The sequence below is a fragment of the Balneatrix alpica DSM 16621 genome (assembly GCF_000619885.1).
GTDB classification, from domain to species: Bacteria; Pseudomonadota; Gammaproteobacteria; order Pseudomonadales; family Balneatricaceae; genus Balneatrix; species Balneatrix alpica.
Genome location: NZ_KK211040.1, coordinates 301,242 through 327,928, shown reverse-complemented (window position 1 = coordinate 327,928; position 26,687 = coordinate 301,242). Strand labels below are relative to the sequence as shown.

Genomic DNA, 26,687 nt, shown 5'->3' with positions numbered 1-26,687 from the left:
GACGACTGACTATGGAAAATAGCATGAAGCAAACATTGACTCTGGCTCTGTCGAAAGGGCGTATTTTGGACGATACCCTACCACTGCTGGCGGCGGCTGATATTCATCCATTGGAAGATATCCGTCGTAGCCGCAAGCTGATTTTCGACACCAACCATGAGCATGTGAAGCTGATTGTGATTCGTGCGACCGATGTGCCGACCTATGTAGAGTATGGCGCGGCAGATCTGGGTATTGCGGGTAAAGATGTGTTGATGGAGCAGGGGGCTCAGGAGATGTATGAGCCCCTGGATCTTGAAATTGCCAAGTGCAAGCTGATGACCGCCGGTGTGGTGGGAGCGGCTCCTGCCCAGGGACGGCGAATTCGGGTTGCCACCAAGTTTGTCAACGTAGCTAAGGCTTATTTTGCTGAGCAGGGTATCCAGGCTGAGGTAATTAAGCTCTACGGTGCGATGGAGTTGGCCCCTCTAATGGGCCTGGCAGATAAGATCGTCGATATTGTCGATACGGGTAATACCCTTAAAGCGAATGGCCTTGCACCCGAGGAGCTTATTGCTCATATCAGTAGCCGTTTAGTGGTGGGTAAGGCTGCGATGAAGATGAAGCATCGCTTGATTGAGCCTGTGATTGAGGCAATGGCGGCGGCAGTGGTGGCGCGTCGGCAGGAGGCTAACTGATGCAAGTACGTCAACTTAGTACACAGGATGCAGATTTCTCCAGTCGTTTGGATGCGCTCCTGGCTTGGGAATCGGTTTCGGATCCTCAGGTGCAAGCCCGTGTAGAGGATATCCTTACCCAGGTGCGCACGCGGGGAGATGAAGCGTTAATCGCTTTTACCCAGCAGTTTGACCGCAGCCAGGCACGCCAGATGAGCGAGTTGGAAATCAGCCAGGCGCGTTTACAGCAGGCTTTGCAGGGTTTGCCTGATGCTCAGCGGCAAGCGTTGGAAACGGCGGCGGAGCGGATTTATCGTTATCACCAGCGGCAACGGCAAGAATCCTGGAGCTACCAGGAAGAGGATGGCACTTTGCTTGGTCAGCAGGTCACGCCTATGGACCGGGTAGGAATCTATGTGCCAGGTGGTAAGGCTGCTTACCCCTCGTCTGTATTAATGAATGCGATTCCGGCCAAGGTGGCCGGCGTGGCTGAAATCATCATGGTGGTGCCTGCACCCGGTGGTGAGCTAAATGAGTTAGTGTTGGCCGCCGCTGCTCTGGCCGGCGTTGATCGGGTGTTCACGGTTGGGGGCGCCCAGGCCGTGGCTGCACTCGCCTATGGCACTGAAACTGTGCCTAAAGTGGATAAAATTGTGGGGCCGGGCAATATCTACGTGGCTACGGCTAAGCGGGCCGTATTTGGCGTGGTGGGGATCGATATGATCGCCGGCCCTTCAGAGATTTTGGTTTATTGCGATGGTCAGACCGATCCGGACTGGATTGCGATGGATCTGTTCTCCCAGGCGGAGCATGATGAACAGGCACAGTCGATCTTGATTAGTCCTGATGCTGCTTTCCTGCAGAAAGTGCAGGAAAGTGTGGCGAAGTTGCTGCCGACCATGGAGCGTCAGACAATTATTGATACTTCTTTGCGTGACCGGGCAGCGTTTATTTTGGTGCGCAATGAGACTGAGGGTTGTGAGCTGATTAATCGCATTGCGCCGGAGCATTTGGAACTGTCGGTCGCTGATCCTCAGGCTCTCCTGCCACAGATTCGCCATGCCGGTGCTATCTTTATGGGGCGCTATACGGCGGAGGCCCTGGGAGACTACTGTGCAGGGCCTAATCATGTGCTACCTACCTCGGGTACGGCTCGTTTCTCTTCCCCGCTGGGGGTATATGACTTCCAGAAGCGTTCTTCGCTGATCATGTTTTCAGCAGCAGGAGCTAGTGAAATGGGTAAGGTTGCCTCGGTGCTGGCGCGTGGTGAACAGTTAACTGCCCATGCCCGTTCGGCGGAATATCGTATTCTGCCCGACTAGCGCAGTGGGGGTGTTAGAGAGCGGCTTAGGCCGCTCTCTTGCTTTAGGCTTAGGTTCCGCGTGCGGGGCGCCTGCCTACCCGTAACTGTAGTTCCAGCGGTTGGCTTTCCCTTAGTATGCGCAGTTTCATTAGTGTGGTGGGGGGGGTGCGGGCAACCTCGTACAGTGAATAGTTATTGCCCATGACCGCTTTGCCATTTAAGTGAGTAATGATGTCGCCGGGCAGTAGGCCAGCTTGATGGGCGGGACCATTACGATAGATGCCGGTAATCAGCAGGCCCTCGCCTGATTCTGTTTTGAGTCCCTGTACTTCACGTGTTTCGACCCCTAGCCAGCCGCGAATGACTTCACCGTGTTCAATCAGGTCTTGTACGATCTGGGTGACCATGGCGGCCGGAATGGCAAAGCCGATACCCTGAGATCCTCCGGAGCGGGAAAAGATTGCGGTGTTGATACCCAGTAACTGCCCTTGGGCATCAATCAAAGCCCCACCCGAGTTACCAGGGTTAATGGCGGCATCAGTTTGGATAAAGTGCTCATAAGTACTTAAGCCAAGCTGACTACGCCCAAGAGCGCTAATAATCCCCATGGTAACGGTTTGGCCGACGCCGAAAGGGTTGCCGATGGCAAAGACAATGTCGCCGATGCGGGCATTCTCACCGTTAAACACATCGATTTGTGGCAGGTTGGGTAAATCAATCGCCAGTACCGCCAAGTCAGTATCAGGATCGCTACCTACTAGGCGAGCAGGAGCTTCGCGACCATCACGTAGCGCGACGGTGATTTCGTCGGCTTGTTGGATAACGTGGTGATTGGTCACGACATAGCCGCGTCGATCAAAAATAACCCCCGAGCCTAAGCTGGACTCCATGCGCTCCCGGTTGGGGAGGTCGGGTATATTAAAAAAGCGACGAAAAAAAGGATCTTGCAGTAGTGGGTGATTGGGTTGGCGTTGATAGGTGCGGGTGTAAATATTGACCACCGCAGGTGCTGCCCGTTCTACCGCATCGGCATAGCTGCTTGGCGGGCTGGGGAGTGTGGCGGCCAGAGCTGGATTAGGTGAAAGGGGGCTGCCCTGTTGCCAGCCAAGTAAAGCAGCGCCCAGCGCAATCCCAGCTAGTGCAGGCCAAATATAGGGTTTGATTGGGGTGAGGCGAATGCCCATAACGCCTTCCTCGTGTAGGCTAGGTTAAAGCTGAGAATACAATGGGTGCTATCAGGGGAGATTCAAGAGTATGAGTGAGGTGTTAACCATTCAGACGGTGGTGGCGCAGGCGGATGCCTGGTTAGAGCCCCAAGCCTTTAAAGACTACTGCCCTAATGGTTTGCAAGTGGAGGGTGGGCGGTCAGTGCGAGTCTTGGTGTCGGGGGTGACGGCTTCCTTGGCGCTAATAGAGGCTGCCTTGCAGCGTGGGGCTGATGCTATTTTGGTACACCACGGTTATTTTTGGCGCAATGAACCTTATCCCATTGTGGGCATGAAAAAACAGCGCTTACAGCGTTTGCTGCAGGCGGATGTCAGTCTGCTTGCTTATCATTTACCACTTGATGCACATCCTGAGTTTGGTAATAACCAGGGTTTGGCAGCGGCGATGGGCTGGCAAGTGACAGGGGGGATGGAGCCGGGTAATCCTCGTTCGATTGGTTTGCAGGGGTATTTACCTGAGCCTCGGACCACCGTGCAATTGGCACAACAGTTGGCTCAGGTATTAGGACATCCGCCTTTGCATGTGGGGCGGGGGCCACAGCAAATTAAGCGTATTGCTTGGTGTACGGGGGCGGCCCAGGGAATGTTGGAACAGGCTGCCGCGCTAGGGGTGGATGCTTTTGTCAGTGGGGAGATATCGGAGCCGAGTGTGCACATCGCTAATGAGCTGGGTATTCACTACTTTGCTGCGGGTCATCATGCGACGGAGCGCTTTGGAGTGCAGGCGTTGGGACAACGCTTGGCTGATCACTTCAGTCTTGAACATCACTTTATTGACTTACCCGTGCCGGTTTAAATAGGTGGTATTACTGGGCGGGTTAAGGACTGTGGTGTCAGTACAAAAATGGGCGCTTGTAGCGCCCATTTTGTTTAGTCTGCTCGCGGTGTGACCACTGAGCTATCTTCTTCCTCTTTTTTCTTTTGCTTAAGGCCATAGCCTTCGGTCAGGGTGCCAGGTTCATCCTGCTTGTGTTTCGGTGCATAGTCCCGTGGAGGATCAATAAAATCGGGTGTTTCCGGCTCAGCGTTGACACTGTCCGCTGCGGGTTGATTGGGAGTCGCTATACCTGCCACTTTTACTGGGTCATCACAGAGCTCTAGAGTGGCTTGATGTAGCTGTTGCTGCAATGCGCTGTAGTTGGCATGTAACTGATTGAAGAGCTGTACGCTGGTATTTAGTTGGGTCTCGACACTATGACGATAACTGATTAATTCCTGCTGCAGGCGTGTGCTGTCCTGCATTAAAGGTGGGGTGTTGGTTGGGGCTGAGCGTCCGCCAAGGCTGCGGCCAACCAGGATACCTATTACAAAGGCAATCACAGCAATCACCAGAGGTTGAATCAAATGCTCCACAAATTACTCCTACCAACGAGATCTATCCTGGGGCCTATCATATTGCATGCTAAGGCTAGGCTCCACCCACAGAGCAGGATAAAACAATTGATCTGACTCCAGGCTTTTGGCGTATTGGCATCCCAGTTGGCTTCTATTAAAGTACACGCCCGTTCTATGACCTGCCTACCGGAATATATAAGCATGACTCCGCTGGAGAGATATCGTCAGGATCTGACCCGCCCCGACTTCCTCTATGACCCTGCCCAGGAGCAGGCGGTAATGCACCTGCAACGGGTCTATGAAGAGCTATTGGTGCGACAACACCAGCCCAAGTCGGGGTTGTTACAACGACTCAGTACTAAGTTTGCCAAGAAGCAGGTGGAGCCTGTTAAAGGGCTGTATTTTTGGGGGGGCGTCGGACGGGGTAAAACCTATTTGATGGACACCTTCTATGACTGTTTGCCGTTTGAGCAGAAGTTGCGTCTGCATTTTCACCGCTTTATGCAGCGGGTGCATGAAGACTTGAAGGCTTTAGCGGGTACGCCAAATCCGCTGGTTGTGATTGGGCGTAAGTATGCGGCGGAAACCCGAGTGCTCTGCTTTGACGAGTTCTTTGTTACTGATATCACGGATGCGATGATACTCGGTGGCTTGCTGGAGCAGCTGTTTGCCAATGGTGTGACCTTGGTGACCACTTCTAACATCGTTCCTGATGGTTTGTATAAGGATGGCTTGCAGCGTCAGCGTTTTTTACCGGCCATTGCCTTGCTTAATAAACATACAGAAGTCGTGAATGTCGATGGTGGGGTAGATTATCGTCTGCGGGCATTGGAACAGGCAGAGCTTTATCACTGGCCTCTGGATGCCGCTGCGGATGTTAGTCTGAATGAAAGTTTTACTGCGCTCGTGCCTGATATAGAGGAGCTGGAGGAGGCGCCCGTTTTACAGATTAATGGGCGTGGCATTCGGGCACGAAAAATTTGTGAGGATGTGGCTTGGTTTGATTTCGTCGAGTTGTGTGATGGTCCGCGCAGTCAAAATGACTATATCGAGTTAGCCAAAGAGTTTCATGCCGTGTTGGTTTCGAATGTTCCCCAGTTGGGGGGGAATAAAGATGACCAAGCTCGCCGCTTTATCAATTTGGTCGATGAGTTTTATGACTCTGGGGTGAAGCTTATTTTATCCGCTGAAGTAGCATTGCATGAGCTATATGCGGGAGGGCGCCTGAGTTTTGAGTTTGAGCGTACCACCAGCCGCTTGCTGGAAATGCAGTCCAAAGAGTACCTGGCGCGAGCCCACCGTGCTTAATGTTTAGCCTTTGCATTAGAGTGGAATGTCGCTATAATGCGCCGCCTGCCTCTAGGGGTGGGTGTATTGTGTTGTAACCGGGCATGTTCGGGTTACAACGAATAAAAATAGGTAGCCGCATCATCGTTGATGCAGGCTGGATAGGAAGAAAGCGATGAAAACTCTGAGCGCTAAGCCAGACGCTGTACAGCGTGACTGGTTTGTGGTGAACGCCGAGGGCAAGACCCTGGGTCGTTTGGCCACCGAAATTGCCCGCCGTCTGCGTGGCAAGCATAAGACTGAATATACTCCTCACGTTGATACCGGTGACTACATTGTAGTAGTGAACGCTGCCAAGGTGCGCGTAACTGGTAACAAGGGTGCGGACAAGATGTACCACCGCCACACTGGTTATCCTGGTGGTTTGAAGTCCATGAGCTTTGACCAGCTGATCGATCACGCGCCTGAGCGTGTTATTGAGCTGGCCGTACGCGGCATGCTGCCCAAGGGTCCTCTGGGTCGCGCCATGTATGCCAAACTGAAGGTATACGCTGGTGCCGAGCATCCTCACGCTGCCCAGCAGCCCCAAGAACTGAATGTGTAAGGGAAGGTAGCCATGTCTGTGACTCAATACTACGGTACCGGTCGTCGCAAGACCTCTTCTGCCCGTGTGTTCCTAAAGCCGGGTAGTGGTCGTATTCTGATTAACAAGCGTACTCTGGAAGAGTACTTTGGTCGCGAAACTGCCCGCATGGTAGTACGCCAGCCTCTAGAGCTGGTAGATGCGACTGAAAAGTTTGATGTGGTAATCACTGTTGCTGGCGGTGGTAACTCCGGTCAGGCCGGTGCTATCCGTCACGGTATTACCCGTGCGCTGATGCAGTATGACGAGACTCTGCGCTCTGCACTGCGTAAAGCGGGTTATGTGACTCGCGATGCTCGTGAAGTTGAGCGTAAGAAAGTGGGTCTGCGTAAAGCCCGTAAGCGTCCTCAATTCTCCAAGCGTTAATCGTTTGGGATTGGCAAAAAACCCCATGGATTCCATGGGGTTTTTTGTTTCTGGAGTTAGACTAAAACCTTATTTGCATCAAGGTTTTTGCCTTGTGTTGGTCGCGTAATTTCATTACCATTTGCGGCATTTCCGTGATTTGGTGCCGTGCACAAGCATTCCGTTTTATTCGCTGAGATGGGCAGCGGGTAAAGTATGCGTATATGGGAGAAAACCTGTAATGAGCAATGACGGCGTGAATAAGGGACGTCGGCGTTTCCTGGTCGCCTCAACCTCCGTAGTCGGTGCGGTTGGAGCGGTCGGCGCTGCAGTACCCTTCGTAGCCTCCTGGAACCCCAGCGCCAAAGCAAAGGCGGCCGGTGCTCCGGTAAAAGTCGACATTAGCAAGCTGGAAGTTGGTCAGCAGATGATTGTCGAGTGGCGTGGCAAGCCAGTGTGGGTGGTGAAGCGCAGTGACGAGATGATCGCTAATCTCGAAAAAATGAACGAGGTTGTGGCTGATCCGTTTTCTGAAAAGCCGCAGCAGCCGGACTATATCCCCAAGGAGGCAACTCGCTCCTTAAAGCCTGATGTGGCAGTAATGGTGGGGATCTGTACTCACTTGGGATGTTCTCCTACTTATCGTCCTGAAGTTGGGCCAGCAGACTTGGGTAGTGATTGGTTGGGTGGTTTCTTTTGCCCATGCCATGGCTCTCGTTTTGACTTGTCCGGTCGGGTTTATAAAGGGGTTCCTGCCCCCACCAACCTGGTAATCCCCCCCCATTCCTACCTGGATGACAATACCATTGTCGTGGGTGTTGATAAGGAGACTGCCTAATGGGTAACCCGAACCGCAGCAAGGCGTCCGGTGGCCTGATGGGCTGGATTGATGAGCGCTTTCCCGCTACCCAAATGTGGGAAGATCATCTGTCCAAATACTACGCGCCGAAAAACTTTAACTTTTGGTATTTCTTTGGCTCCCTGGCACTTTTAGTGCTGGTTAACCAGATCCTGACAGGTGTTTGGTTGACTATGAGCTTTAACCCCAGCGCCGAAGGGGCTTTTGCTTCCGTTGAATACATCATGCGTGATGTTGAATACGGTTGGTTGATTCGCTATCTGCACTCTACTGGCGCTTCTGCCTTCTTCGTTGTGGTTTATCTGCATATGTTCCGTGGCATGTTATACGGCTCGTACCGTAAGCCGCGTGAGTTGGTGTGGATTTTTGGTATGACAATTTACCTGGCGCTAATGGCTGAAGCCTTCATGGGTTATCTGCTGCCTTGGGGACAGATGTCATACTGGGGCGCTCAGGTAATTATTTCCCTGTTTGGTGCCATCCCAGTTGTAGGTGAGGATCTGGCGCAATGGGTGCGTGGTGACTTCCTGATCTCTGGTATTACCCTGAACCGTTTCTTCTCGCTGCATGTTATTGCGTTGCCTATCGTGTTACTGGCACTGGTAGTACTGCATATTATTGCGCTGCATGAAGTGGGTTCTAACAACCCCGACGGTATTGAAATTAAAGCGAATAAAGATGAGAACGGTATTCCTGTAGATGGTATTCCTTTCCATCCCTACTACACCGTGAAAGACATTGTAGGTGTGGTAGTGTTCCTGATGGTGTTCTGTACTGTGGTGTTCTTCTTCCCGGAGATGGGTGGCTATTTCATCGAGAAGCCTAACTTTGAACCGGCGAACCCATTGAAAACCCCTGAGCATATCGCTCCTGTGTGGTACTTCACTCCTTTCTACGCCATGCTGCGCGCAGTTACCTATCCATTATTTGGTGTGGATGCGAAATTCTGGGGTGTGGTTGTGATGGGGGCAGCGATTGCGATTCTGTTTGTGCTGCCTTGGCTGGACCGTTCACCAGTTAAATCCATCCGCTACAAAGGCTGGTTGAGCAAACTGTGGATGGTAATCTTCGCTGTCAGCTTTGTGATTTTAGGTGTATTGGGTGCACTGCCTTCTACTGGTGCTCGTACTGTGGTCTCTCAGATCTGTACTACCCTGTATTTCGCCTACTTCATTCTGATGCCGTTCTACACCCGCATGGAATCCACCAAACCTGTACCTGAGCGAGTGACCGGATGATGAAAAAGCTAATTGCCTTCTTATTTTCCGCGTTACTGCCAGTGATGGCGGTCGCGGCGGGTGGCCCTGCGATTCCACTCGACGAGCATCGTACTGATTTGCACGATACGGCTTCTTTGCAGCGTGGTTGGGCAGCATTTAAAAACTACTGCCTGAGCTGTCACTCTGCTAACTATCAGCGTTATGAGCGTGCAGCTCAGGATCTGGGTGTGCCTGCAGATATTGTGGAGCAGAATCTGCTGCTGCCAGGCCATAAAATTGGTGAGCAGATGACCATTGCCATGCGTGCAGAAGATGCGAAAGCGTGGTTTGGTGCGCCTCCTCCTGACTTGACTTTGGAAGCACGTCTGCGTGGTGCAGATTGGTTGTACACCTATCTGCGTGCATTCTATGTTGATGAGAGTCGTCCTTTCGGTGTGAACAATACCGTGTTCCCCAATGTGGGCATGCCGCATGTGCTGATGGAGCTTCAGGGTATTCCTGAAAAGACCTGTAAGCCTGTAGCGGTTAAGGACGAGAATGGCAACACTAAGGTTGATCCTTTGACGGGTAAGGCCTTTGAAGAAACTCAGTGCGATGTCATTGGCATTCGTCCTGAAACGGCGAAGATGACCACTGCGGAGTATGACCAGTTTGTTTATGATCTGGTTAACTTCATGGTCTACATCGGTGAGCCCTCTAAGCTTGAAAGTCAGCGCTTGGGTACCTATGTGTTGATCTTCCTCGCTATCTTCTTTGTGTTTGCCTATGCACTGAAACGCGAATACTGGCGTGACGTGCACTAAGCCATAAAAGTTAGCTTGTTTTACGCGGCTCCCCAGTGGGCCGCGTTGGCATTTCTGCGTTTTTAATTGATAAAGAGGTTAACGACATGGGTGTTGTGGCTAAGCGTTCTTCAATGACCTTTTTCTCGCATGGTGAAGATCATTACAGTCACCGTGTTCGTATCGTGTTGGCGGAGAAGGGGGTTACTGTAGATGTGCTGGACACTGATCCGGATCATTTGCCGGAAGATGTCACATCCCTGAATCCTTATAACTCCCTGCCCACGTTGTTGGATCGTGATTTGGTGCTCTATGAAGCCAATATCATGATGGAGTACCTGGATGAGCGTTTCCCCCATCCGCCCTTGTTGCCCGTATATCCTGTTGCCCGCGCCGAAAGCCGTCAGCTGATGTATCGTATTCAACGTGATTGGTGTGGCGATGTTGACACGATTCTGGCCAATAAAGATGCCGCTACGGTAGAACAGGCTCGACAGAACTTGCGCGACAACCTGATTACAATCGCGCCGATCTTTAATGAGCTGCCTTACTTTATGAGTGAGGAGTTCACCTTGGTGGATTGCTGTGCTGCACCTATTTTGTGGCGTTTGCCAGTGCTGGGGATTGAGTTGCCAGAAAAGTCAGCGAAGCCTCTGCTGAAGTATATGAGTCGAGTGTTCGAGCGCGAGTCTTTCCGCCTGAGCCTCTCTGAGGCAGAGAAGGAAATGCGCAGCTAAGCGTGCTGATTGGAGCAGGCTAGAGGGGGCATAGGCCCCCTTTTTGTTGGTGTAATAGTATGGTCGTGCTTGGCCAAGTAAGAGGTAATGCATGTTAGCAAGTCGTCCGTTTTTGCTGCGCGCACTCTATGAGTGGGTGCTGGAAAACCAAATGACACCGCATATTGTGGTGGATGCCGAGTGTCCTGGGGTGAGGGTGCCGCGTCAATTTGTGCAAGAGGGACAGATTACCTTGAATGTCGCTCCCTCCGCGGTACAGGGGCTGCAAATGACTAATGCCGATGTTACTTTTTCAGCCCGTTTTGGTGGGGTGCCGATGCAGGTCGTTGTGCCAATTGCGGCGGTCTTAGCGATTTATGCGCGAGAAAATGGCCAGGGAATGGGCTTTGGCTTTGAGCCTGGTGCAGAAGAGTTGGATGCTATCGCAGCAGGGCGAGAGGCTGGTGAGGGTGTAGCAGAGGATGACGGGGATGAGCAGCCTGACCCCACCCCGCCTAAGGGTAGAGCCAAGCTAAAGGTAGTGAAGTAAAGCTTACTGAATATATTCAAACACCTTAACAACTTGCTGGACTCCGCCAACCTGGCGGACCAGCTCCACGGCGCGATCGGCAACCTGGGGCGTAACCAGGCCCATTAGATAGACGATGCCCATTTCGGTGATCACCTTGACTTTGCCACTGGGGACAAGGGGGTCGCCGAACATCTTGGTTTTAATTTGTGTAGTAATAAAGGTGTCTTGGCTTTGTGCCATTAGGCTGGCGCTAGGGGCAATGCTCAGCATGTTGTGCACTTTACGTACTTTGCGCACCTGACTGACAATATTTTGCGCTTCTTGCTTGGCCTGTTCGTTAGGTACCTGGCCTGTCAGTAATACCACACCATTCACGCTGGTAACATTAATACGTGCATGGGTAACCTGGGGTGATCCCTTGCTAATATTGACGTTGGCCTTGGTTTCGATGATCTCGTCATCAATGGCACTGCCGGTGGTGGGAGTGGTGTAGTCTTCTTCAATCGGGCCTTCCCGGCCTGCACTAATCAAGTTTGAGCAACCTGATAGCACTAATGAGCAGGCAAAAAGCGTGGCTAGGGCGCGCAGTTTCATGCTTCTCCTCCAAATAATTGATGATCAAGCAGATCACATAAGCAATGAATAATCAAAGTATGAACTTCCTGGGTGCGTGCGGGTGCTTCTGAGGGCACGCGAATCTCGACTTCTTCTGGGCGTAACAAGGCTGCAATATCGCCTCCATCGGCTCCCGTAAGGGCGATCACCATCATGTCGCGATCATGGGCGGCCTGAATGGCTTGCACAATATTGGCAGAGCGGCCCGAGGTAGAGAGTGCCAGTAGGATGTCACCTGGTTGGCCTAGAGCACGGATTTGTTTGGAAAATATATCGCTATAGCTGTGCTCGTTAGCAATGGCAGTGAGGGTGGCTGCATCGGTGGTCAATGCCAGTGCGGGTAAGCCAGGGCGATCTCGCTCATAGCGATGGAGTAACTGCGTGGCGAATAGCTGGGCATCAATGGCGGAGCGGCCATTACCACAGCAGAGGATTTTGCCGTCACTCAGTAAACAGTGCAGCATCATTTCGCTAGCGTGGGCAATCAGCGGGGTTTGGGTTTCCACCGTGTGCACCATGATGTCGATGCTATGGTGGAACTGCGCAATAATGCGGTCCTGTAACTCCATTGGGTACCTTAAGATCAGGAAAAAGCGTTGCTGAGCAGTTGGTAGTGAAACTGCTGGTTGGTTTCAGTGACGCATACTACATCAAAGCGGCAAAAATGCTGCTGCCATTTTGGATTGGCTTGTAAAAAAGCCTGGGCGGCATGACGTAAGCGCTGTTGTTTGCGCGCATCCACAGCACTAGCGGGATCGACTAAAGCTTGTTGCTGGCGCAGTTTGACTTCGATAAAGACCAGGGTTTGGCCATCCAGCATGACTAAATCAAGCTCCCCGTCCGCCAGACGCAGGTTGCGGCCTAGTAGCTGCCAGCCGCGTTGTTGTAGAAATGCTAGGGCGCGGTCTTCACCACTGCGCCCCCGCCAGAAAGCGTGCATGTTAGTCCTGAGGCTGGTTAGTGAGTAGCGGATAAGGGGTGCCGCTACGCATTTTTACGAAGCTCAGCTCCCGTTGAATTAAGGGCGGCGTGAGCCAGAGGTTCCCTGATTCGCCATAAACACGACTGCTGTGGTGCTCCTGCATTAGGGGTAAACGCATGAAGAGTTCGAAGGCATCCTTACCCATAGCGTAGAAAGTGAGCAGGTTGGCGGGCATTTCCGGTACATCGCTGCTGCCTTCTGCTGCCTTGAGCAGGATGGGCATCAGGGTGAAGTGTACACCGTTCAGGTCTTGATCAAGTTGTGGGTTGGGCTGGCCTGAATAGATGTGCGAAGTAGCATAAACGGGCAGATCGCTGGCAAAGTTAAAGGCTAAGGCAGGTAATAATTGGCGTGCCGCCTGGGGTTGGGCCACGGTAAAGATCATGTCGATGTCCTGGCGTCTGCCGGGCAAGACGCTGCCACTATTACGCTTCTGCAGTGCCTTAATTTGGCTAACGCTATGGGAGAGTTGTAGCCAGTCTTTGACTCGCTCGACAAAGGGCTCATCGGCATTGAACTGATACTTATCCTGGATTTGCCCGCCCAATTCCTGCCAGCGCTGACTAAAGGCATCGGCTGCACGCTTAGCCCAGTCGGTTTGTTGGATCAAGAGGAGAGGGCGGCGCTGCCCTGCTTGCCAGGCCTGATCAGCTAATTGCTTGGCTTCATCCTCAATTTGCAGACTGTACATAAAGAGTTGATCGGGGTAATAGGGGGCATCCACTTGATTGAGTGCCAGAGTGGGGATGCTGAGCTGATCAACCTGTAGGAGTTGTTGTAGTTGTTCTTTGCGCAGGGGGCCAACGATGAACTCGACTTCCTGGCTACGCAACTCATCATAGAGTGAAAGTAGATTGGGGTAGTGCTCACTGTCCTTCATCAGTACTTCTGGTGTGGGAAGTCCACTTTGCTGACGCAGAAAGTAGGCTTGCATAAAGCCTTGCTGAATGGCTTGGGCGACACTGGCGTACTGACCAGAGAAAGGCAGTAATAGCGCCACTCGGGGGGGGAGACTCAGATTGGTTTGCAGTAGTGAGGCTAACTCCCCGGGTAACTGGGTGCTTGCCGGGTGCTGAGGATAGTTGCGCTTCCAGTTAGTGACCTGTTGTAGTTGTTGCGCCAGATCGCTGCTTTGGCGAACGAGTAAGGCAAGTTCCAACCAGCCTTGGCTATGCTCATCCAAGGCTTCGCGGCGGGCTTGTTGTAGTTCTGTATCGCGGCTCTTATTGAGGTTGCTCCAAATCAGGTTGTGCTGAGTTTGCCGCTGTTCTCCCTGTAGCAAGGCTGCCAGGTTAATCCGTTCTTGCGCTGCTAGGAGCCACTGCTGGCTCATTTCATGTGCCTGGGCACGTAATTGATGCAATAACTGGGCGTCGACGGCGCTGAGTTGGATGCGTTTGAAAATAGGAGAGTGCAACCAAAACAGTGCTTGCCCGGCATCCTGACGATTGATTTCGAGCTTAGCGCGCAGGAAGGCGTATTCCAGTTGCAGCTCTGCATCGAGTTGTTGGGCGTCAACTAAATCGGCGAGGCGACTAGCTTCGCCAGGGCGTCCATCCGTCATCAATTGTTCTGCGTTGAGTAATAAAAACTCGGCGCGTTCACCGGCCTCCATCGTGGCGGCTTGTTGTTGCACATGCTCAATGGACTGCCAGTTGTTAGTGTTAGTGGAAGAAGCACTTTGATTTACTGAGGTGCCGGTAGAAACACATCCAGACAGTGTTAAGGAAGCTGCTATGGCCAGGGCAAAGGCCAGGCTCTTATAATGGCGCACGCTCACAGTCGATCCTTGTTTGTTAAAAAAGTGACCAGGCATGCTTGAACACGCCCTATATATAGTTGCAACGCCCATAGGCAATCTTGGCGATATTACTCCCCGGGCCCTTGAGGTACTACGTTCCGTGGATGTTATCGCGGCTGAAGATAAGCGCCATAGCCAGCGCTTGTTATCTCATTTTGATATTCGCACCCCTATGGTGGCGGTGCATGATCATAATGAACGTCAGCAAACCGAGGCTATTGTACAGCGATTAACGCAGGGTGAAAGAGTGGCGATTATCTCGGATGCGGGAACGCCACTCATCTCCGATCCTGGCTTTTATCTGGTGCGTGCGGTGCGCCAGGCTGGCTTTAAAGTAGTGCCGGTGCCGGGGGCCTGTGCACTAATCGCGGCGCTTTGTGCCAGCGGAGTGCCAACAGATCGCTTCATTTTTGAAGGTTTTTTACCTGCTAAAGCACAAGCTAGAGAGCAAAGTCTGCAGGCTTATGCGCAGGAGTCGCGGACGCTTGTGTGTTATGAAAGTCCACATCGTATTCTGGCGACCCTGGAAGCCATGCACAGTGTTTGGGGAGGCGAACGTCACCTTGTTTTAGCGCGCGAACTGAGTAAAACCTTTGAAACTTTTCTGTCCGGCCCAGTTGCTGAGGTGTTGGCTCAGGTGCGTGCCGATGCTAATCAGCAAAAGGGTGAGATGGTGCTGATTGTGCAGGGAGTGGAAAAGCCTGAGCAGACAGGTATTTCTGCTGAAGGTGAGCGGGTGATGACAATTCTATTGGAGTCGATGTCGGTGAGCCAGGCCGCGGCAGCGGCGGCAAAAATTACGGGAGAGTCACGCAAAGTGCTCTATCAGTGGGCCTTGGCACAACAGAACGGCGCATCCGTATAAGACGGGGGCTTGTCAGGCATATTTGGCATGGTATCCTTGCCGCCCTGAGTTCGCCGGACAGTCGCCGCCTGCATGCAGGGGGAGGAAAGTCCGGGCTCCATAGGGCAGAGTGCCAGATAACGTCTGGGGGGCGTGAGCCTACGGAAAGTGCAACAGAAAGGACACCGCCTAAGCTCGTAAGAGCCGGTAAGGTTGAAAAGGTGCGGTAAGAGCGCACCGCGTGGGTGGCAACATTCCACGGCGATGGTAAACCCCACTCGGAGCAAGACCAAATAGGGATCCATAGGCGTGGCCCGCGCTGGATCCGGGTAGGTCGCTTGAGGCTTGTGGTGACGCAAGCCCTAGATGAATGACTGTCCAAGACAGAACCCGGCTTATAGGCGAACTCAGCCTCTTCTTCTTTATTTTCCTTTACGTACTCATCACAGCTGGAGCGCTGTAATGCGCTACTGCAGGGATGCGCTTGCATTTGTGTAGGCTGATTCCTATAGTTCGTGGGGGAAAGTGGGATAAAGTGGGGCATATTGGTGAGCGAGACCGGTCTGCGTGGCTTAGCAAGCTTGAATCTCGATGATAAGGGGCGAATGACGCTCCCTAGTCGCTATCGTGATTTGATGCTGGAGCTGGCTGATGGGGCGCTGGTGCTGACCATTGACACAGAAGACCCCTGTTTGCTGCTTTATCCCTTGTCTGCCTGGGAGCGTATCCAGGCGAAGTTGCAGGCATTGCCCAGCTATAACCCGGCAGCGCGTCGGATCCAGCGTTTGCTTATTGGTCACGCAACCGATGTGCAAATGGATAAACAGGGGCGGGTATTACTACCAGGATTACTGCGTGAGTACGCAGGGCTGGATAAACAAGTGGCCCTCATTGGCCAAGGCCAGCGTTTTGAGCTTTGGGATGAAAATTGTTGGCGCCGTATGCGTGAAAGTTATCTGGCGGCTCCCAAAGAGCTGGCCGAACTACCAATAGAATTGACCGAGCTGGCACTATAGGCACTTCAATGACACAAGAGTATCGGCATGTAACTGTGTTGCTCGAGGAGGCGGTTGAGCAACTGGTGACCGATCCGAATGGTTTCTATGTAGATGGCACCTTTGGTCGGGGTGGGCATAGTCGCTTAATCCTTTCTCGCTTAGGGCCGCAGGGGCGTCTTTTGGCTATCGATAAAGACCCTGAAGCGATTGCCCATGCTGAGCGTGAATTCGCCCATGATCCCCGTTTCGAAATTGCCCATGCATCCTTCGCTGACTTAGCACAGTTAATCACTGAGCGCGATCGTCAGGGGCGAGTGCAGGGTGTTTTGTTGGATTTGGGAGTCTCCTCACCTCAGCTTGATAACCCCGAACGCGGCTTTAGCTTTCAGCATGACGGTCCCCTGGATATGCGCATGGATACCAGTCGTGGTATGAGTGCTGCACAGTGGCTGGCCCAGGTCGGTGAAAAAGAGTTGGCGGACGTGCTCTTTACCTATGGTGAAGAAAAGTTTGCCCGACGTATGGCCCGCGCCGTGGTGGAAACCCGTCAAGAACAGCCATTGGAGCGTACCGCGCAGTTGGCGAAGCTGATTGCGGCGGCTAATCCCAAGTGGGAAAAAGGTAAGCATCCCGCTACCCGTGCGTTCCAGGCGATTCGTATTTTTATCAACCGTGAGTTGGAAGATATCGAGACCTGTTTGGCCGCTATCCCACCGGCTTTATGTCAGGGTGGCAGGATGGTGGTGATTAGCTTCCATTCTCTGGAAGATCGTCTGGTTAAACGTTTCATTCGCAAAGAGTCGAAAGGGGAGGAGTTGCCTCGGGACTTACCCGTTCAGCACAGTGCCCTCAATGTTACCTTGCGTCCTCTAGGAAAAGCCTGGAAAGCCTCCGATGGTGAGGTGGATGACAATGTGCGTTCTCGTAGCGCCGTGATGCGTGTGGCGGAGCGGATCTAGCATGACGGCTTGGCGCTCTCATTTGCGCAAGTTAACACGTGGCAGTGGCCTGGATACGAGCTTGCATCCAGTGTTGCAGTTGCCCTGGGGATCATGGCGTCTCAGGCTGCTGAGTGTGTTGGTGGTGTTGCTGTTAGGTACGGCGGTGGCTGTTATTTTAAATGCTCACTGGAATCGCAAGTTGTTTGCTGAGTTGCAGGGGCTGGAGAAACAACGGGATCAGCTTGAGGTAGAGTGGGGCCAGTTGTTACTGGAGGAGAGCACCTGGTCTGCCCATGGCCGTGTTGAACTGTTGGCACGGGAACGCCTGCAAATGTATGTGCCGGACACCAAAAGCATTCAAATGGTGCAGCCATGACTGATCATCAGCCACTGTTTCCTTGGCGGATGCGCATTGTTCTCGGTGCGCTGGCGTTGCTGGCGCTGATTTTGGTTGCCCAGCTGATCAATTTGCATCTGATCAATAAAGAGTTCCTCAATAATCAGGGGGATGCGCGGGCGTTACGCAAAGAAGAGATTCCTGCTCATCGCGGCATGATTGTTGATCGTAATGGCGAGCCCCTGGCGATCAGTGCGCCAGTGGAGACCCTTTGGGCGGAGCCACAGATTCTATCCCAGCATCCAGATCGTTGGACTGAGTTGGCCCAGGCGTTGGCCATTCCCGCTGATCGCCTCTCTAGCCGTATTGAGGCGCTAGCCAGTAAAGAGTTTATGTACCTGCGCCGCCACATGACCCCAGGTGAAGCAGAAGCGGTGATGCAGCTGCAAATTCCCGGAGTCTTCAGTCGTAAAGAATATCGCCGTTTTTACCCTGCAGGGGAGGTGACCAGCCACTTGCTTGGCTTTACCGATGTGGATGGTAAAGGACAGGAAGGGATGGAACTGGCCTATGATCAATGGCTGCAGGGGGTCCCGGGGGTTAAAGAGGTGTTGCGTGATCGTTTAGGGCGCAATATCAAAGACATCCGTTTGGAGCGTCCCGCTAAGCCTGGTCAGGATCTCCAGTTGAGTATCGATCTGCGCTTACAGTATTTAGCCTATCGGGAGCTGAAGGCCAACGTGGCAGCCAATGGTGCTAAGGCGGGTACCATGGTGGTGCTGGATGCCAAGACTGGCGAAGTCCTGGCAATGGTGAATCAGCCGGCTTACAACCCCAACAATCGTAATGAGGTGACCTCAGCCAGTCTGCGCAACCGCGCGATTACGGATTTGATTGAGCCAGGCTCCACCATGAAGGCCATTACAGTCGCTGCGGCTTTACAGGAAGGCTTGGTGAAGCCTAGCTCGCTAATGGATACCAATCCTGGCTATATGCGAGTCCTGAATAAGACTATTCGCGACCATCATAACTATGGCGTACTGGATATCACTGGGGTGATTACCAAGTCCAGTAACGTTGGCTCCACCAAGTTAGCATTGGCTTTGCCGGAGGGGACGCTGTGGAGCTATGCCTATAACTTCGGTTTGGGGCAGCCAACAGAAACCGGCTTCCCTGGCGAACAAATCGGTACGTTACCTCGTTATAAAGCTACCCAAACTTTGCAGTTAGCGACGATGTCATATGGTTATGGCTTGTCAGTGACGCCATTGCAGCTTGCCCGAGCTTATCTGCCTTTTGCTACTGGCGGCATGATGTATCCCCTGTCCTTATTGAAGCGGGTTAATTTACCCCAGGGACAGCAGGTGCTGAGTCCAGAAGTGGCCAATCAAGTGTTAAATATGTTGGAAACAGTGGTTAAACCTGGCGGCACTGCCTCCCGTGCCCAGGTACCAGGTTATCGTCTCGGCGGTAAAACCGGCACCGTACATAAAGTGGGGGCAGCGGGTTATGAAGCAAAAAAATACCTGTCTGTGTTTGCCGGCGTGGCGCCCATCAGTAACCCCAAAGTCATTGCGGTGGTGATCATTGATGATCCCAGCGGCAAGGAATACTACGGTGGTGCCGTGGCTGCACCGGTATTTCGTAATTTTGTTTCCGGGGCAATGCGCTTAATGAATATTCCCCCAGATGATTTACAAGCCCTGACTGCCAATAACAGCAAGTGAGCAACATGACCCAACCTCAAACTTTGGGACAATGGATAACCGATGCAGCCCTGCCGGAAGGCTGGCAACAGCGGCCTGTGCGCCCGTTGCGCTTGGATAGTCGCCAGGTACAAACCGGTGATTGGTTTGTGCTTGAACAGCCGCAACATCCGCAGCGTCAGGCATTTGTGCGTCAGGCACTGGAGCGGGGGGCTGAGTTAATTGTCAGTGCTGAGCCTGTAGCCGATTGCCCTGTCGAACAGCAACTGGTGATTGCCGGATTAGCATCCCGCTTGGGAGAGTACCTGGCTCGTTATCATGGAGAGCCTGCTACCTGTATGGATGTAATAGGGGTGACGGGGACTAACGGTAAAACCTCGGTAACCCAGTTTATTGCCCGGGCACTGGATAGTTTGGCTAAGCCTTGCGCCCTGATGGGAACACTGGGTTATGGTCGGGTAGGGCAGTTGGATGAAGCGACCCACACCACTCCGGATGTGCTGCGTGTGCATCAATATTTGCAGCGCTTTCAACAGCAGGGCTGTCAGGCACTGGCGATGGAAGTCTCTTCCCATGCTTTAGTACAGGGGCGGGTAGCTGGAGTGCGTTTTCGCACCGCGGTTTTTACCAATCTGACCCGTGATCATCTGGACTTCCATGGCACTATGGAGGCTTACGCCGCCGCCAAGCAACGGCTATTCACCTGGCCTGATCTGGCCGAAGCGGTCGTGAATCTGGATGATCCCTATGGGCGTCAAATTTTGCAGCAACTGCCTGCTGGAGTGCGTCCGCTCAGCTATTCCTGGGGGCAGCCAGAAGCGGATTTTCATGTGCTGGAATGGCAACCCCATACCCAGGGTATGGCGTTGCGGCTATATACCCCCCTGGGTGAGCTGGCGCTCGAATCTGTTTTGTTAGGCCGCTTCAATGTTAGCAATCTGATGGCTGTGGTCGCGGTACTCTATGCGCAGGGCTTTACCCTGAGTCAGATCGCTCAGGCAGTGAATAACCTGCCCCGGGTAAATGGACGTATGGAGTCCTTGGTGGTGCCGGAGCGGCCTTTGGTGGTGGTGGATTATGCCCACACCCCTGATGCTTTGGTGCAGGCACTCACTGCTCTGCGTGATCACGTACAGGGGCGCCTGTGGTGTGTGTTTGGTTGTGGCGGAGATCGTGACCGTGGCAAGCGTCCATTGATGGCGGAGGCGGTTGAAGCGCATGCGGATCAATTGGTCTTGACCCAGGATAACCCGCGCTTTGAGGATCCAGAGCAGATCATTAGTGATACGTTGGCGGGCTTCCGTCACCCCGCACGGGTGCAGATTATTACCGATCGTGCCAAGGCGATTGCCAGTGCCATCGCTCAGGCGGATCGCACCGACATTATTCTAATTGCCGGTAAGGGTCATGAAACCTATCAGGACATTGCCGGTGTGAAACATCATTTCTCTGATTTGGATGTCGCCAGACATTACCTGGAGTTAGCCCCATGATTGGCTCCTGGAGCCTTGCCACCATTGCAGAAGCGCTGCAACTTCCTCAGCCCACACAGCAGGCTAAGGTACAGCGTATTTGTACGGATAGCCGTAGTTTGCAAAGGGGTGATGTGTTTGTTGCGCTCGAAGGCGAGCGTTTTGATGGTCACCAATTTATCGATCAGGCTGAGCAAGCCGGTGCGGTGGCGGTGGTGGTACATAAAGCAGTGCAAAGCAGTTTGCCTGTCTTTCAGGTCACTAACACCCTCACTGCTTTGGGGCAACTAGGGGCCTATAACCGGAGCTTGTTCAGTGGCAAAGTGGCTGCGGTCACTGGCAGTGCGGGTAAGACCACCGTTAAAGAAATGCTAGCAGCGATTATGCGTGAAGAGGGCTTTACCCTAGCCACGCGAGGCAATCTGAATAATGAGATCGGTGCTCCCCTGACGTTGTTAGAGCTTAATGAGCAGCACCAGGCGGCAGTGATCGAATTGGGTGCCAGCGGCATAGGGGAAATAGCCCGGACGGTTGCGATGACCCGCCCTCAGGTCAGTATCCTGACGAATGCTGGGCGGGCCCACATTGAGGGTTTTGGCAGCTTGGCCGGTGTGGTGCAAGCCAAGGGAGAAATCATTGATGGCTTGCCTGCCGCTGGTGCGGCCATTTTGAATGCGGATGATCCTCATTTTGGTAATTGGTATCAGCGCGCGGGGCAGCGTAGAGTGCTGTCTTTTGGTTTGGCGGAAGCCGCTGATTGCCGGGCAACTGATCTGCATATGGATGCTGACGGTCATTGGCATTTCACCCTGCAGTTAGATGGACAGGCACGCGGCATAAAATTGCAACTGCTTGGCCGTCACAATGTAGTGAATGCCTTAGCGGCCGCTGCCGCTGCCTATGCTCAAGGCGTCAGCTTGGATGCGATTCAAGCGGGGCTGGAAGGGGTAGAGGCAGTGAAAGGGCGTTTACATGCCCAGCGTAGCTCTACAGGGCTGCGGGTAATCGATGATAGTTACAACGCCAATCCCGAGGCGATGTGTGCGGCTATTGATTTACTAATGAGTTTGCCTGGCCCTCATGTGCTGGTGGTCGGCGACATGGCAGAGTTGGGTGAAGAAACTGTGCGTGGCCATCAGTTGGTTGGTGAGTATGCCGGGCAGCAGGGCGTTGAATGGTTATTTGCCTGTGGGCCCCAGAATAAGGCTGCAGTTGCGGCCTATCGTGGTCCAGGACAAGCATGGCATTTTGATAATAAAGAGCAGCTGATTGCTGCATTAAAAACCAGGGTGAATCCAGACATGGTGGTATTGTGCAAGGGCTCGCGTAGTGCCCAGATGGAGCAGGTGGTGAAGGTGTTGCTGGAGCAGGAGAACTAAGATGCTGCTTTGGCTAACTGGCTGGTTAACTCAGTTTTATAGTGGCTTTACGGTTTTCCAGTACCTGACTTTTCGCGGCATTCTCGGTGTATTGACTGCGCTGCTGATTTCGCTGCTGATTGGCCCTGCGATGATTCGCAAGTTGCGCGAATACAAAATTGGTCAGGCAGTACGTTCCGATGGCCCTCAGACCCATCTAAGTAAGGCGGATACCCCTACGATGGGGGGCGCGTTGATTCTCATCGCCATTGCTATTAGCACGCTCTTATGGGCGGATCTTAGTAACCGCTACGTATGGGTGGTGTTAGCGGTGATGACGATTTTTGGTGCCGTGGGTTGGGTAGATGACTATCGTAAAGTGGTCGAGCGTAATCCCCGTGGTTTACCTGCGCGCTGGAAATACTTCTGGCAGTCTATCGGCGGCCTAGGGGCGGCGATTTTCCTTTATATGACTGCGACCAGCCCGGTGGAAACCACCCTGATCCTACCTTTCTTTAAAAATGCGGTGTTGCCATTGGGGGCGTTGGCCTTCGTGGTGCTGACCTATTTAGTCATTGTTGGCAGCTCGAATGCGGTCAACCTGACCGATGGCCTGGATGGCCTAGCGATTCTGCCGACAGTGATGGTGGCAGGTGCACTGGGGGTTTTTGCTTATGTCACCGGCCATATCAAGTTTGCTGAGTATCTTCTGATTCCTCATGTGCCAGGCAGCGGTGAGTTGCTGGTGATATGCGGGGCGATTGTTGGGGCAGGACTCGGCTTTCTCTGGTTTAACACCTACCCCGCCCAGGTCTTTATGGGAGATGTGGGGGCTTTGGCGTTAGGGGCTGTGTTGGGGGTGATCGCGGTGATTGTGCGCCAGGAGCTAGTGCTCTTTATCATGGGCGGCGTCTTCGTGATGGAGACCGTATCGGTCATCTTGCAGGTCGGCTCGTTCAAGCTGACTGGGCGGCGGATTTTCCGTATGGCCCCTCTGCATCATCACTTTGAACTGAAAGGCTGGCCCGAACCCCGTGTCATCGTCCGTTTTTGGATCATCACCGTGGTATTGGTGTTGATCGGTTTGGCTACATTAAAAATTCGTTAAGGCGTGGCTATGCAGCAAATAGGAAGTGATCAGTTAGTGATCGTGGTCGGTCTGGGTAAGACCGGCTTGAGCTGCGTACGTTTTTTACGGCAACGGGGTAAAAGGGTGGCGGTGGTGGATACCCGTAGCCAACCGCCAGGCCTGGCTGAGTTGCAGGCTGAGTTTCCGGATGTGCCTTATGAGCTGGGAGGGCTGCAGGTCGAGACCCTGAAGATGGCCTCGGAGTTAGTGGTCAGTCCAGGCCTGGCCCTCAGCACGCCGGAAATTGCGGCAGCTATCGCATCAGGTGTGCAGGTGGTTGGGGATATCGAACTCTTCTGCCGAGAGGCCAAGGCACCTATCGTAGCGATCACCGGCTCTAATGCTAAAAGTACGGTAACGACCTTGGTGGGCTTGATGGCGGAGCAAGCCGGGCGCCGGGTTGCGGTGGGAGGCAATCTGGGCACCCCTGCCTTGCAGTTGCCATTAGAGGATATAGACCTCTATGTGTTGGAGCTGTCCAGCTTTCAGCTGGAAACCACCCATAGTTTGCGTGCCGAAGTGGCAACCGTGCTGAATATCAGCCCGGATCATATGGATCGCTATCCCAACTTACAGGCTTACCATGCGGCCAAACATCGTATTTTCCGTGGTTGCCGCCAAGTGGTGGTGAACAAAGATGATGTGTTGTCACGCCCGTTGGTGGCCGATGCGCTGCCTCACTGGTATTTCAGCTTGGGCCCTTCTGATTTGGATACCTTTGGACTGGAGCGAGATGAGCAGGGGCACAGTTGGTTGGCATACCGTAAGCAACGTCTGCTACCGACCTCCAGTTTAAAAATCCGCGGTTTGCATAATCAGGCCAATGCCTTGGCAGCCTTGGCATTAGGGCACAGCGTTGGTTTGCCGATGGAGGCTATGCTGGCCACCTTGCGAGAGTTTGCAGGGCTGACTCATCGTTGCCAATGGGTACGTGAGCGTCAGGGGGTGCTTTACTTCAATGACTCCAAAGGCACTAATGTCGGTGCTACCTTGGCTGCCTTGCAGGGCTTGGGAGGCGATCTAAGTGGCAAAATTGTGTTGATTGCTGGGGGAGATGGCAAGGGAGCCGACTTTATTGAGCTTGCCCCGCCATTGGCGACCTATGGCCGTGCCCTGGTAGTGATTGGTCGTGACGCGGAGAAAATCGCTGCCCATGCAGGTGATTTAGCAGTGGTGCGTGCCACCTCTATGCAAGAGGCGGTCGAGCAGGCTGCTATGTTGGCGCAACCGGGGGATGCGGTGTTGTTATCCCCCGCCTGTGCCAGCTTCGATATGTTTAACCACTTTGAGCATCGGGGCGAGGTCTTTATGCAGGCAGTACAGGAGTTGCCTGCATGAGGTGGCATTGGGGCAAAGCGGTTGAGGTGCCGGTCTATGGCCGCATCGCTGGACCCTTTGATGGCTGGTTGATGCTGGCGGTCGGCGCTTTGCTATTGATTGGTTTGGTGATGGTGACCTCTGCGTCGATAGAGGTGGCTGAGGTTCGTTTTAATGATCCCTTCTATCAAGCCAAACGTCATGCGGTCTTTATGGTCGTCGGGCTCATCATCGCGGCATTGGCCTGGCGTGTTCCCTTAGAGTATTGGCAGCGTCAGCATTGGTGGTGCCTGTTAGCTGCGATCGTGCTACTGGTGCTGGTCTTGATTCCGGGGGTTGGGCGGGTCGTTAACGGGAGTGCGCGCTGGCTAAGCCTGGGCCCGATCAATATCCAGGCCTCGGAAGTCGCCAAGCTGTTTTTGATGATGTACATGGCCAGCTATTTAACCCGGCGCTTGGATGAAGTGCGTAAGCATTGGTCTGGTTTTGTCAAAGCGATGCTGGTGCTGGTGCTCCCCGTCATTCTCATGCTGATGGAACCGGACCTGGGTGCGGCGGTGGTCACCCTGGGCATCGTGTTTGGCATGATTTTTATGGGCGGCATGCGCATGTGGCAGTTCTTGCTGGTGATTGCCAGTGCTCTAGCCGCGGTGGGGGCGGGAGCCTGGTTAGAGGATTATCGCCGCCAGCGCTTGATGACCTATCTCGATCCCTGGGCGGACCCCTATGGTAGCGGTTACCAGCTAACACAGGCACAAATTGCCTTTGGGCGGGGGGATTGGTTTGGCCTGGGCTTGGGTAACTCTGTACAGAAACTGTTCTATCTGCCGGAGGCTCACACTGACTTCGTTTATGCGGTACTGGCAGAAGAGTTGGGATTGATAGGCGCGTTGACGGTCATCGCACTCTATGCCTGGCTGGTGTATCGAGCCTTTTTAATTGGCCAGCGTGCAGAGCTGCTGCGCCAGCATTTTTCTGCCTTTATGGCCTATGGCACGGCACTGCTGATTGCAGGGCAAGCCTTTATCAATATCGGCGTAAATGTGGGAGTGTTACCCACAAAAGGCCTGACGTTGCCGCTGATCTCTTACGGTGGCAGTAGCCTGGTGATCTGTTTAGTGTTGATCGCCATTTTGTTGCGGGTCGACTACGAGGCGCGCTGTGAAGCATTGCGGCGGGCTCAACTCAGGAGTGTGGTGTATGGCTAAGGTTGCCCTGATTATGGCGGGTGGCACCGGTGGCCATGTGTTTCCGGCGCTGGCTGCCGCGCAAGTGTTACGAGAGCGTGGATATGAGTTGCACTGGCTAGGTACTCAACAGGGTATAGAAGCGAAGCTGGTGCCCCAGGCGGATATTCCCCTGCATGCGATTGAAGTCGGTGGTTTGCGTGGGAAGGGGCTCAAAGGTTGGTTGTTGGCGCCTGTGCGTTTAGCCCGGGCCTGTGGCCAGGCCCTTAAGGTGGTGTCGGTACTCAAGCCCCAGGTGGTATTGGGAATGGGGGGCTATGCCAGTGGTCCCGGCGGTTTGGCCGCTTGGGTATTGCGACGCCCTTTGGTAATCCATGAGCAAAATGCTATCGCAGGCTTAACAAACAAGGTTTTAGCCCGCTTTGCTAAGCGGGTGCTGGCGGCCTTTACGCCGGCCCAGGCCGGCTTGGGGAGTGCGCAAATCGTTGGTAATCCTGTGCGTGCCAGCCTGTTTCAGTTGGCTCCGCCCCAACAGCGTTATGCTGAGCGTGGCGATGCGCCTTTGCGCGTGCTAGTGGTAGGGGGCAGTCTTGGTGCCGCAGCCATTAATGCAGTGATTCCTGAGTGGTTGGCTGCACTGCCTGCAGAACAGCGTCCAGAGCTTTGGCATCAGACGGGGGAGCGTCATTTTGAAGCGACCCAGCGCCTGTATCAGCAACATGGCTTAAACGCCCGTGTTGCTCCTTTTATTGATGATATGGCAGCAGCCTACGGCTGGGCGGACTTGGTAATTTGCCGTGCAGGTGCACTGACGGTGAGTGAATTGGCAGCGGCTGGTGTGGCTTCGGTGTTGGTACCTTTCCCCCATGCGGTAGATGATCACCAGACCGCGAATGCTCGCTTTTTGGTGGAGGCTCAGGCGGCCTTACTGTTACCACAGTCAGAGCTGAGCGTATCGCGCTTACAGCAGCTGATGCAGGATTATGGCCAGCGTAACCGCTTACAAATAATGGCCATCCAAGCGAAACAATTAGCCAAGCCCATGGCGGCCTTGGAAGTAGCAACCGTATGTGAGGAGGTAAGCCGTGACCGCTAA

28 protein-coding genes and 1 other RNA gene are annotated in these 26,687 nt (G+C 53.5%); 23 read left to right on the top strand and 6 right to left on the bottom strand.

Annotation, left to right across the window (positions count from 1 at the left end; translation table 11 throughout):
• The first annotated feature begins 23 nt into the window (after window positions 1–23).
• Window positions 24–677 (top strand): ATP phosphoribosyltransferase, encoded by a 654-nt coding sequence (hisG, locus tag Q334_RS0114305; RefSeq protein WP_027313811.1) that lies wholly within the window; start codon window positions 24–26, stop codon window positions 675–677.
• The gene (gene hisD, locus Q334_RS0114300) at window positions 677–1,978 is read left to right on the top strand and encodes a histidinol dehydrogenase (RefSeq protein ID WP_027313810.1); all 1,302 of its coding nucleotides are present in this window, start codon (window positions 677–679) and stop codon (window positions 1,976–1,978) included. Before hisG ends, hisD begins: the two co-directional genes overlap by 1 nt.
• A gap of 49 nt (window positions 1,979–2,027) precedes the next feature.
• On the opposite strand, the gene Q334_RS19280 is transcribed toward hisD, so the two are convergent.
• Entirely contained in the window at window positions 2,028–3,143 is a 1,116-nt protein-coding gene (locus tag Q334_RS19280) for a trypsin-like peptidase domain-containing protein (RefSeq protein ID WP_051527827.1), read from the bottom strand.
• A gap of 70 nt (window positions 3,144–3,213) precedes the next feature.
• On the opposite strand from Q334_RS19280, the gene Q334_RS0114290 reads away from it, so the two are divergent.
• Complete coding sequence (locus tag Q334_RS0114290; RefSeq protein WP_027313809.1) at window positions 3,214–3,981, top strand: Nif3-like dinuclear metal center hexameric protein; 768 nt, start codon at window positions 3,214–3,216, stop codon at window positions 3,979–3,981.
• A 74-nt stretch (window positions 3,982–4,055) separates the two neighbouring features.
• Here the strand turns inward: Q334_RS0114290 and Q334_RS0114285 are convergent, their stop codons facing one another.
• Window positions 4,056–4,538, bottom strand: a complete 483-nt coding sequence (locus tag Q334_RS0114285; RefSeq protein WP_027313808.1) for a YhcB family protein — start codon at window positions 4,536–4,538, stop codon at window positions 4,056–4,058.
• Window positions 4,539–4,721: 183 nt separating this feature from the next.
• Between Q334_RS0114285 and zapE the strand changes: the two genes are divergently transcribed.
• The 8 genes from zapE (at window position 4,722) to Q334_RS0114245 (ending at window position 10,922) form a co-directional block, all read left to right on the top strand.
• Window positions 4,722–5,828, top strand: a complete 1,107-nt coding sequence (gene zapE / locus Q334_RS0114280; RefSeq protein WP_027313807.1) for a cell division protein ZapE — start codon at window positions 4,722–4,724, stop codon at window positions 5,826–5,828.
• A 154-nt stretch (window positions 5,829–5,982) separates the two neighbouring features.
• Window positions 5,983–6,411, top strand: coding sequence for a 50S ribosomal protein L13 (gene rplM / locus Q334_RS0114275; protein WP_027313806.1), 429 nt, complete (start codon window positions 5,983–5,985; stop codon window positions 6,409–6,411).
• A 12-nt stretch (window positions 6,412–6,423) separates the two neighbouring features.
• Window positions 6,424–6,816 carry a 30S ribosomal protein S9 gene (gene rpsI / locus Q334_RS0114270; protein ID WP_027313805.1) on the top strand — a complete coding sequence of 131 codons (393 nt, stop codon included), beginning with the start codon at window positions 6,424–6,426 and terminating at the stop codon, window positions 6,814–6,816.
• A 220-nt stretch (window positions 6,817–7,036) separates the two neighbouring features.
• Complete coding sequence (gene petA, locus Q334_RS0114265; protein WP_027313804.1) at window positions 7,037–7,633, top strand: ubiquinol-cytochrome c reductase iron-sulfur subunit; 597 nt, start codon at window positions 7,037–7,039, stop codon at window positions 7,631–7,633.
• Window positions 7,633–8,892, top strand: a complete 1,260-nt coding sequence (locus Q334_RS0114260; RefSeq protein ID WP_051527826.1) for a cytochrome b — start codon at window positions 7,633–7,635, stop codon at window positions 8,890–8,892. The genes petA and Q334_RS0114260 overlap by 1 nt, the downstream gene beginning before the upstream one ends.
• Window positions 8,892–9,677, top strand: a complete 786-nt coding sequence (locus tag Q334_RS0114255) for a cytochrome c1 (protein ID WP_027313802.1) — start codon at window positions 8,892–8,894, stop codon at window positions 9,675–9,677. Before Q334_RS0114260 ends, Q334_RS0114255 begins: the two co-directional genes overlap by 1 nt.
• 86 nt (window positions 9,678–9,763) lie before the next feature.
• Window positions 9,764–10,393: a glutathione S-transferase N-terminal domain-containing protein gene (locus Q334_RS0114250; protein WP_027313801.1), complete on the top strand. Its 630-nt coding sequence runs from the start codon at window positions 9,764–9,766 to the stop codon at window positions 10,391–10,393.
• Window positions 10,394–10,484: 91 nt separating this feature from the next.
• On the top strand, window positions 10,485–10,922 hold the full coding sequence (locus Q334_RS0114245) for a ClpXP protease specificity-enhancing factor (protein WP_027313800.1): 438 nt from the start codon (window positions 10,485–10,487) through the stop codon (window positions 10,920–10,922).
• A 3-nt stretch (window positions 10,923–10,925) separates the two neighbouring features.
• On the opposite strand, the gene Q334_RS0114240 is transcribed toward Q334_RS0114245, so the two are convergent.
• From Q334_RS0114240 to Q334_RS0114225, 4 genes are read right to left on the bottom strand one after another with little or no spacing between them, the layout of a single operon-like run.
• A complete protein-coding gene (locus Q334_RS0114240) occupies window positions 10,926–11,498 on the bottom strand; it encodes a BON domain-containing protein (RefSeq protein ID WP_027313799.1) in 573 nt (190 codons plus the stop codon).
• On the bottom strand, window positions 11,495–12,088 hold the full coding sequence (locus Q334_RS0114235; protein ID WP_027313798.1) for a phosphoheptose isomerase: 594 nt from the start codon (window positions 12,086–12,088) through the stop codon (window positions 11,495–11,497). The genes Q334_RS0114240 and Q334_RS0114235 overlap by 4 nt, the downstream gene beginning before the upstream one ends.
• Window positions 12,089–12,102: 14 nt before the next feature.
• A complete protein-coding gene (locus Q334_RS0114230; protein WP_027313797.1) occupies window positions 12,103–12,459 on the bottom strand; it encodes a YraN family protein in 357 nt (118 codons plus the stop codon).
• Window position 12,460: 1 nt separating this feature from the next.
• The gene (locus Q334_RS0114225; protein ID WP_027313796.1) at window positions 12,461–14,281 is read right to left on the bottom strand and encodes a penicillin-binding protein activator; all 1,821 of its coding nucleotides are present in this window, start codon (window positions 14,279–14,281) and stop codon (window positions 12,461–12,463) included.
• Between the two features lie 34 nt (window positions 14,282–14,315).
• Here Q334_RS0114225 and rsmI point away from each other — a divergent pair, with 34 nt between their 5' ends.
• The 12 genes from rsmI to murG all read left to right on the top strand — a co-directional run bounded on the left by rsmI (window position 14,316) and on the right by murG (window position 26,687).
• Window positions 14,316–15,167, top strand: coding sequence for a 16S rRNA (cytidine(1402)-2'-O)-methyltransferase (gene rsmI, locus Q334_RS0114220; RefSeq protein WP_027313795.1), 852 nt, complete (start codon window positions 14,316–14,318; stop codon window positions 15,165–15,167).
• Between the two features lie 45 nt (window positions 15,168–15,212).
• An RNA gene (gene rnpB / locus Q334_RS20170) (RNase P RNA component class A) lies at window positions 15,213–15,560 on the top strand.
• A gap of 134 nt (window positions 15,561–15,694) precedes the next feature.
• Complete coding sequence (gene mraZ, locus Q334_RS0114215) at window positions 15,695–16,162, top strand: division/cell wall cluster transcriptional repressor MraZ (RefSeq protein ID WP_035461652.1); 468 nt, start codon at window positions 15,695–15,697, stop codon at window positions 16,160–16,162.
• Window positions 16,163–16,170: 8 nt separating this feature from the next.
• Window positions 16,171–17,103 carry a 16S rRNA (cytosine(1402)-N(4))-methyltransferase RsmH gene (gene rsmH, locus Q334_RS0114210; RefSeq protein ID WP_027313793.1) on the top strand — a complete coding sequence of 311 codons (933 nt, stop codon included), beginning with the start codon at window positions 16,171–16,173 and terminating at the stop codon, window positions 17,101–17,103.
• A gap of 1 nt (window position 17,104) precedes the next feature.
• The gene (gene ftsL / locus Q334_RS0114205; RefSeq protein WP_081414467.1) at window positions 17,105–17,461 is read left to right on the top strand and encodes a cell division protein FtsL; all 357 of its coding nucleotides are present in this window, start codon (window positions 17,105–17,107) and stop codon (window positions 17,459–17,461) included.
• On the top strand, window positions 17,458–19,149 hold the full coding sequence (locus Q334_RS0114200; protein ID WP_027313791.1) for a peptidoglycan D,D-transpeptidase FtsI family protein: 1,692 nt from the start codon (window positions 17,458–17,460) through the stop codon (window positions 19,147–19,149). Before ftsL ends, Q334_RS0114200 begins: the two co-directional genes overlap by 4 nt.
• Before the next feature lie 5 nt (window positions 19,150–19,154).
• Entirely contained in the window at window positions 19,155–20,621 is a 1,467-nt protein-coding gene (locus tag Q334_RS0114195) for a UDP-N-acetylmuramoyl-L-alanyl-D-glutamate--2,6-diaminopimelate ligase (RefSeq protein WP_081414466.1), read from the top strand.
• A complete protein-coding gene (locus Q334_RS0114190) occupies window positions 20,618–21,979 on the top strand; it encodes a UDP-N-acetylmuramoyl-tripeptide--D-alanyl-D-alanine ligase (RefSeq protein WP_027313789.1) in 1,362 nt (453 codons plus the stop codon). The genes Q334_RS0114195 and Q334_RS0114190 overlap by 4 nt, the downstream gene beginning before the upstream one ends.
• A 1-nt stretch (window position 21,980) precedes the next feature.
• Window positions 21,981–23,066 (top strand): phospho-N-acetylmuramoyl-pentapeptide-transferase, encoded by a 1,086-nt coding sequence (gene mraY / locus Q334_RS0114185; protein ID WP_027313788.1) that lies wholly within the window; start codon window positions 21,981–21,983, stop codon window positions 23,064–23,066.
• Between the two features lie 9 nt (window positions 23,067–23,075).
• Window positions 23,076–24,425, top strand: coding sequence for a UDP-N-acetylmuramoyl-L-alanine--D-glutamate ligase (gene murD / locus Q334_RS0114180; RefSeq protein ID WP_027313787.1), 1,350 nt, complete (start codon window positions 23,076–23,078; stop codon window positions 24,423–24,425).
• A complete protein-coding gene (gene ftsW, locus Q334_RS19275; RefSeq protein WP_051527824.1) occupies window positions 24,422–25,612 on the top strand; it encodes a putative lipid II flippase FtsW in 1,191 nt (396 codons plus the stop codon). Before murD ends, ftsW begins: the two co-directional genes overlap by 4 nt.
• Entirely contained in the window at window positions 25,605–26,687 is a 1,083-nt protein-coding gene (gene murG, locus Q334_RS0114170) for an undecaprenyldiphospho-muramoylpentapeptide beta-N-acetylglucosaminyltransferase (protein ID WP_027313786.1), read from the top strand. The genes ftsW and murG overlap by 8 nt, the downstream gene beginning before the upstream one ends.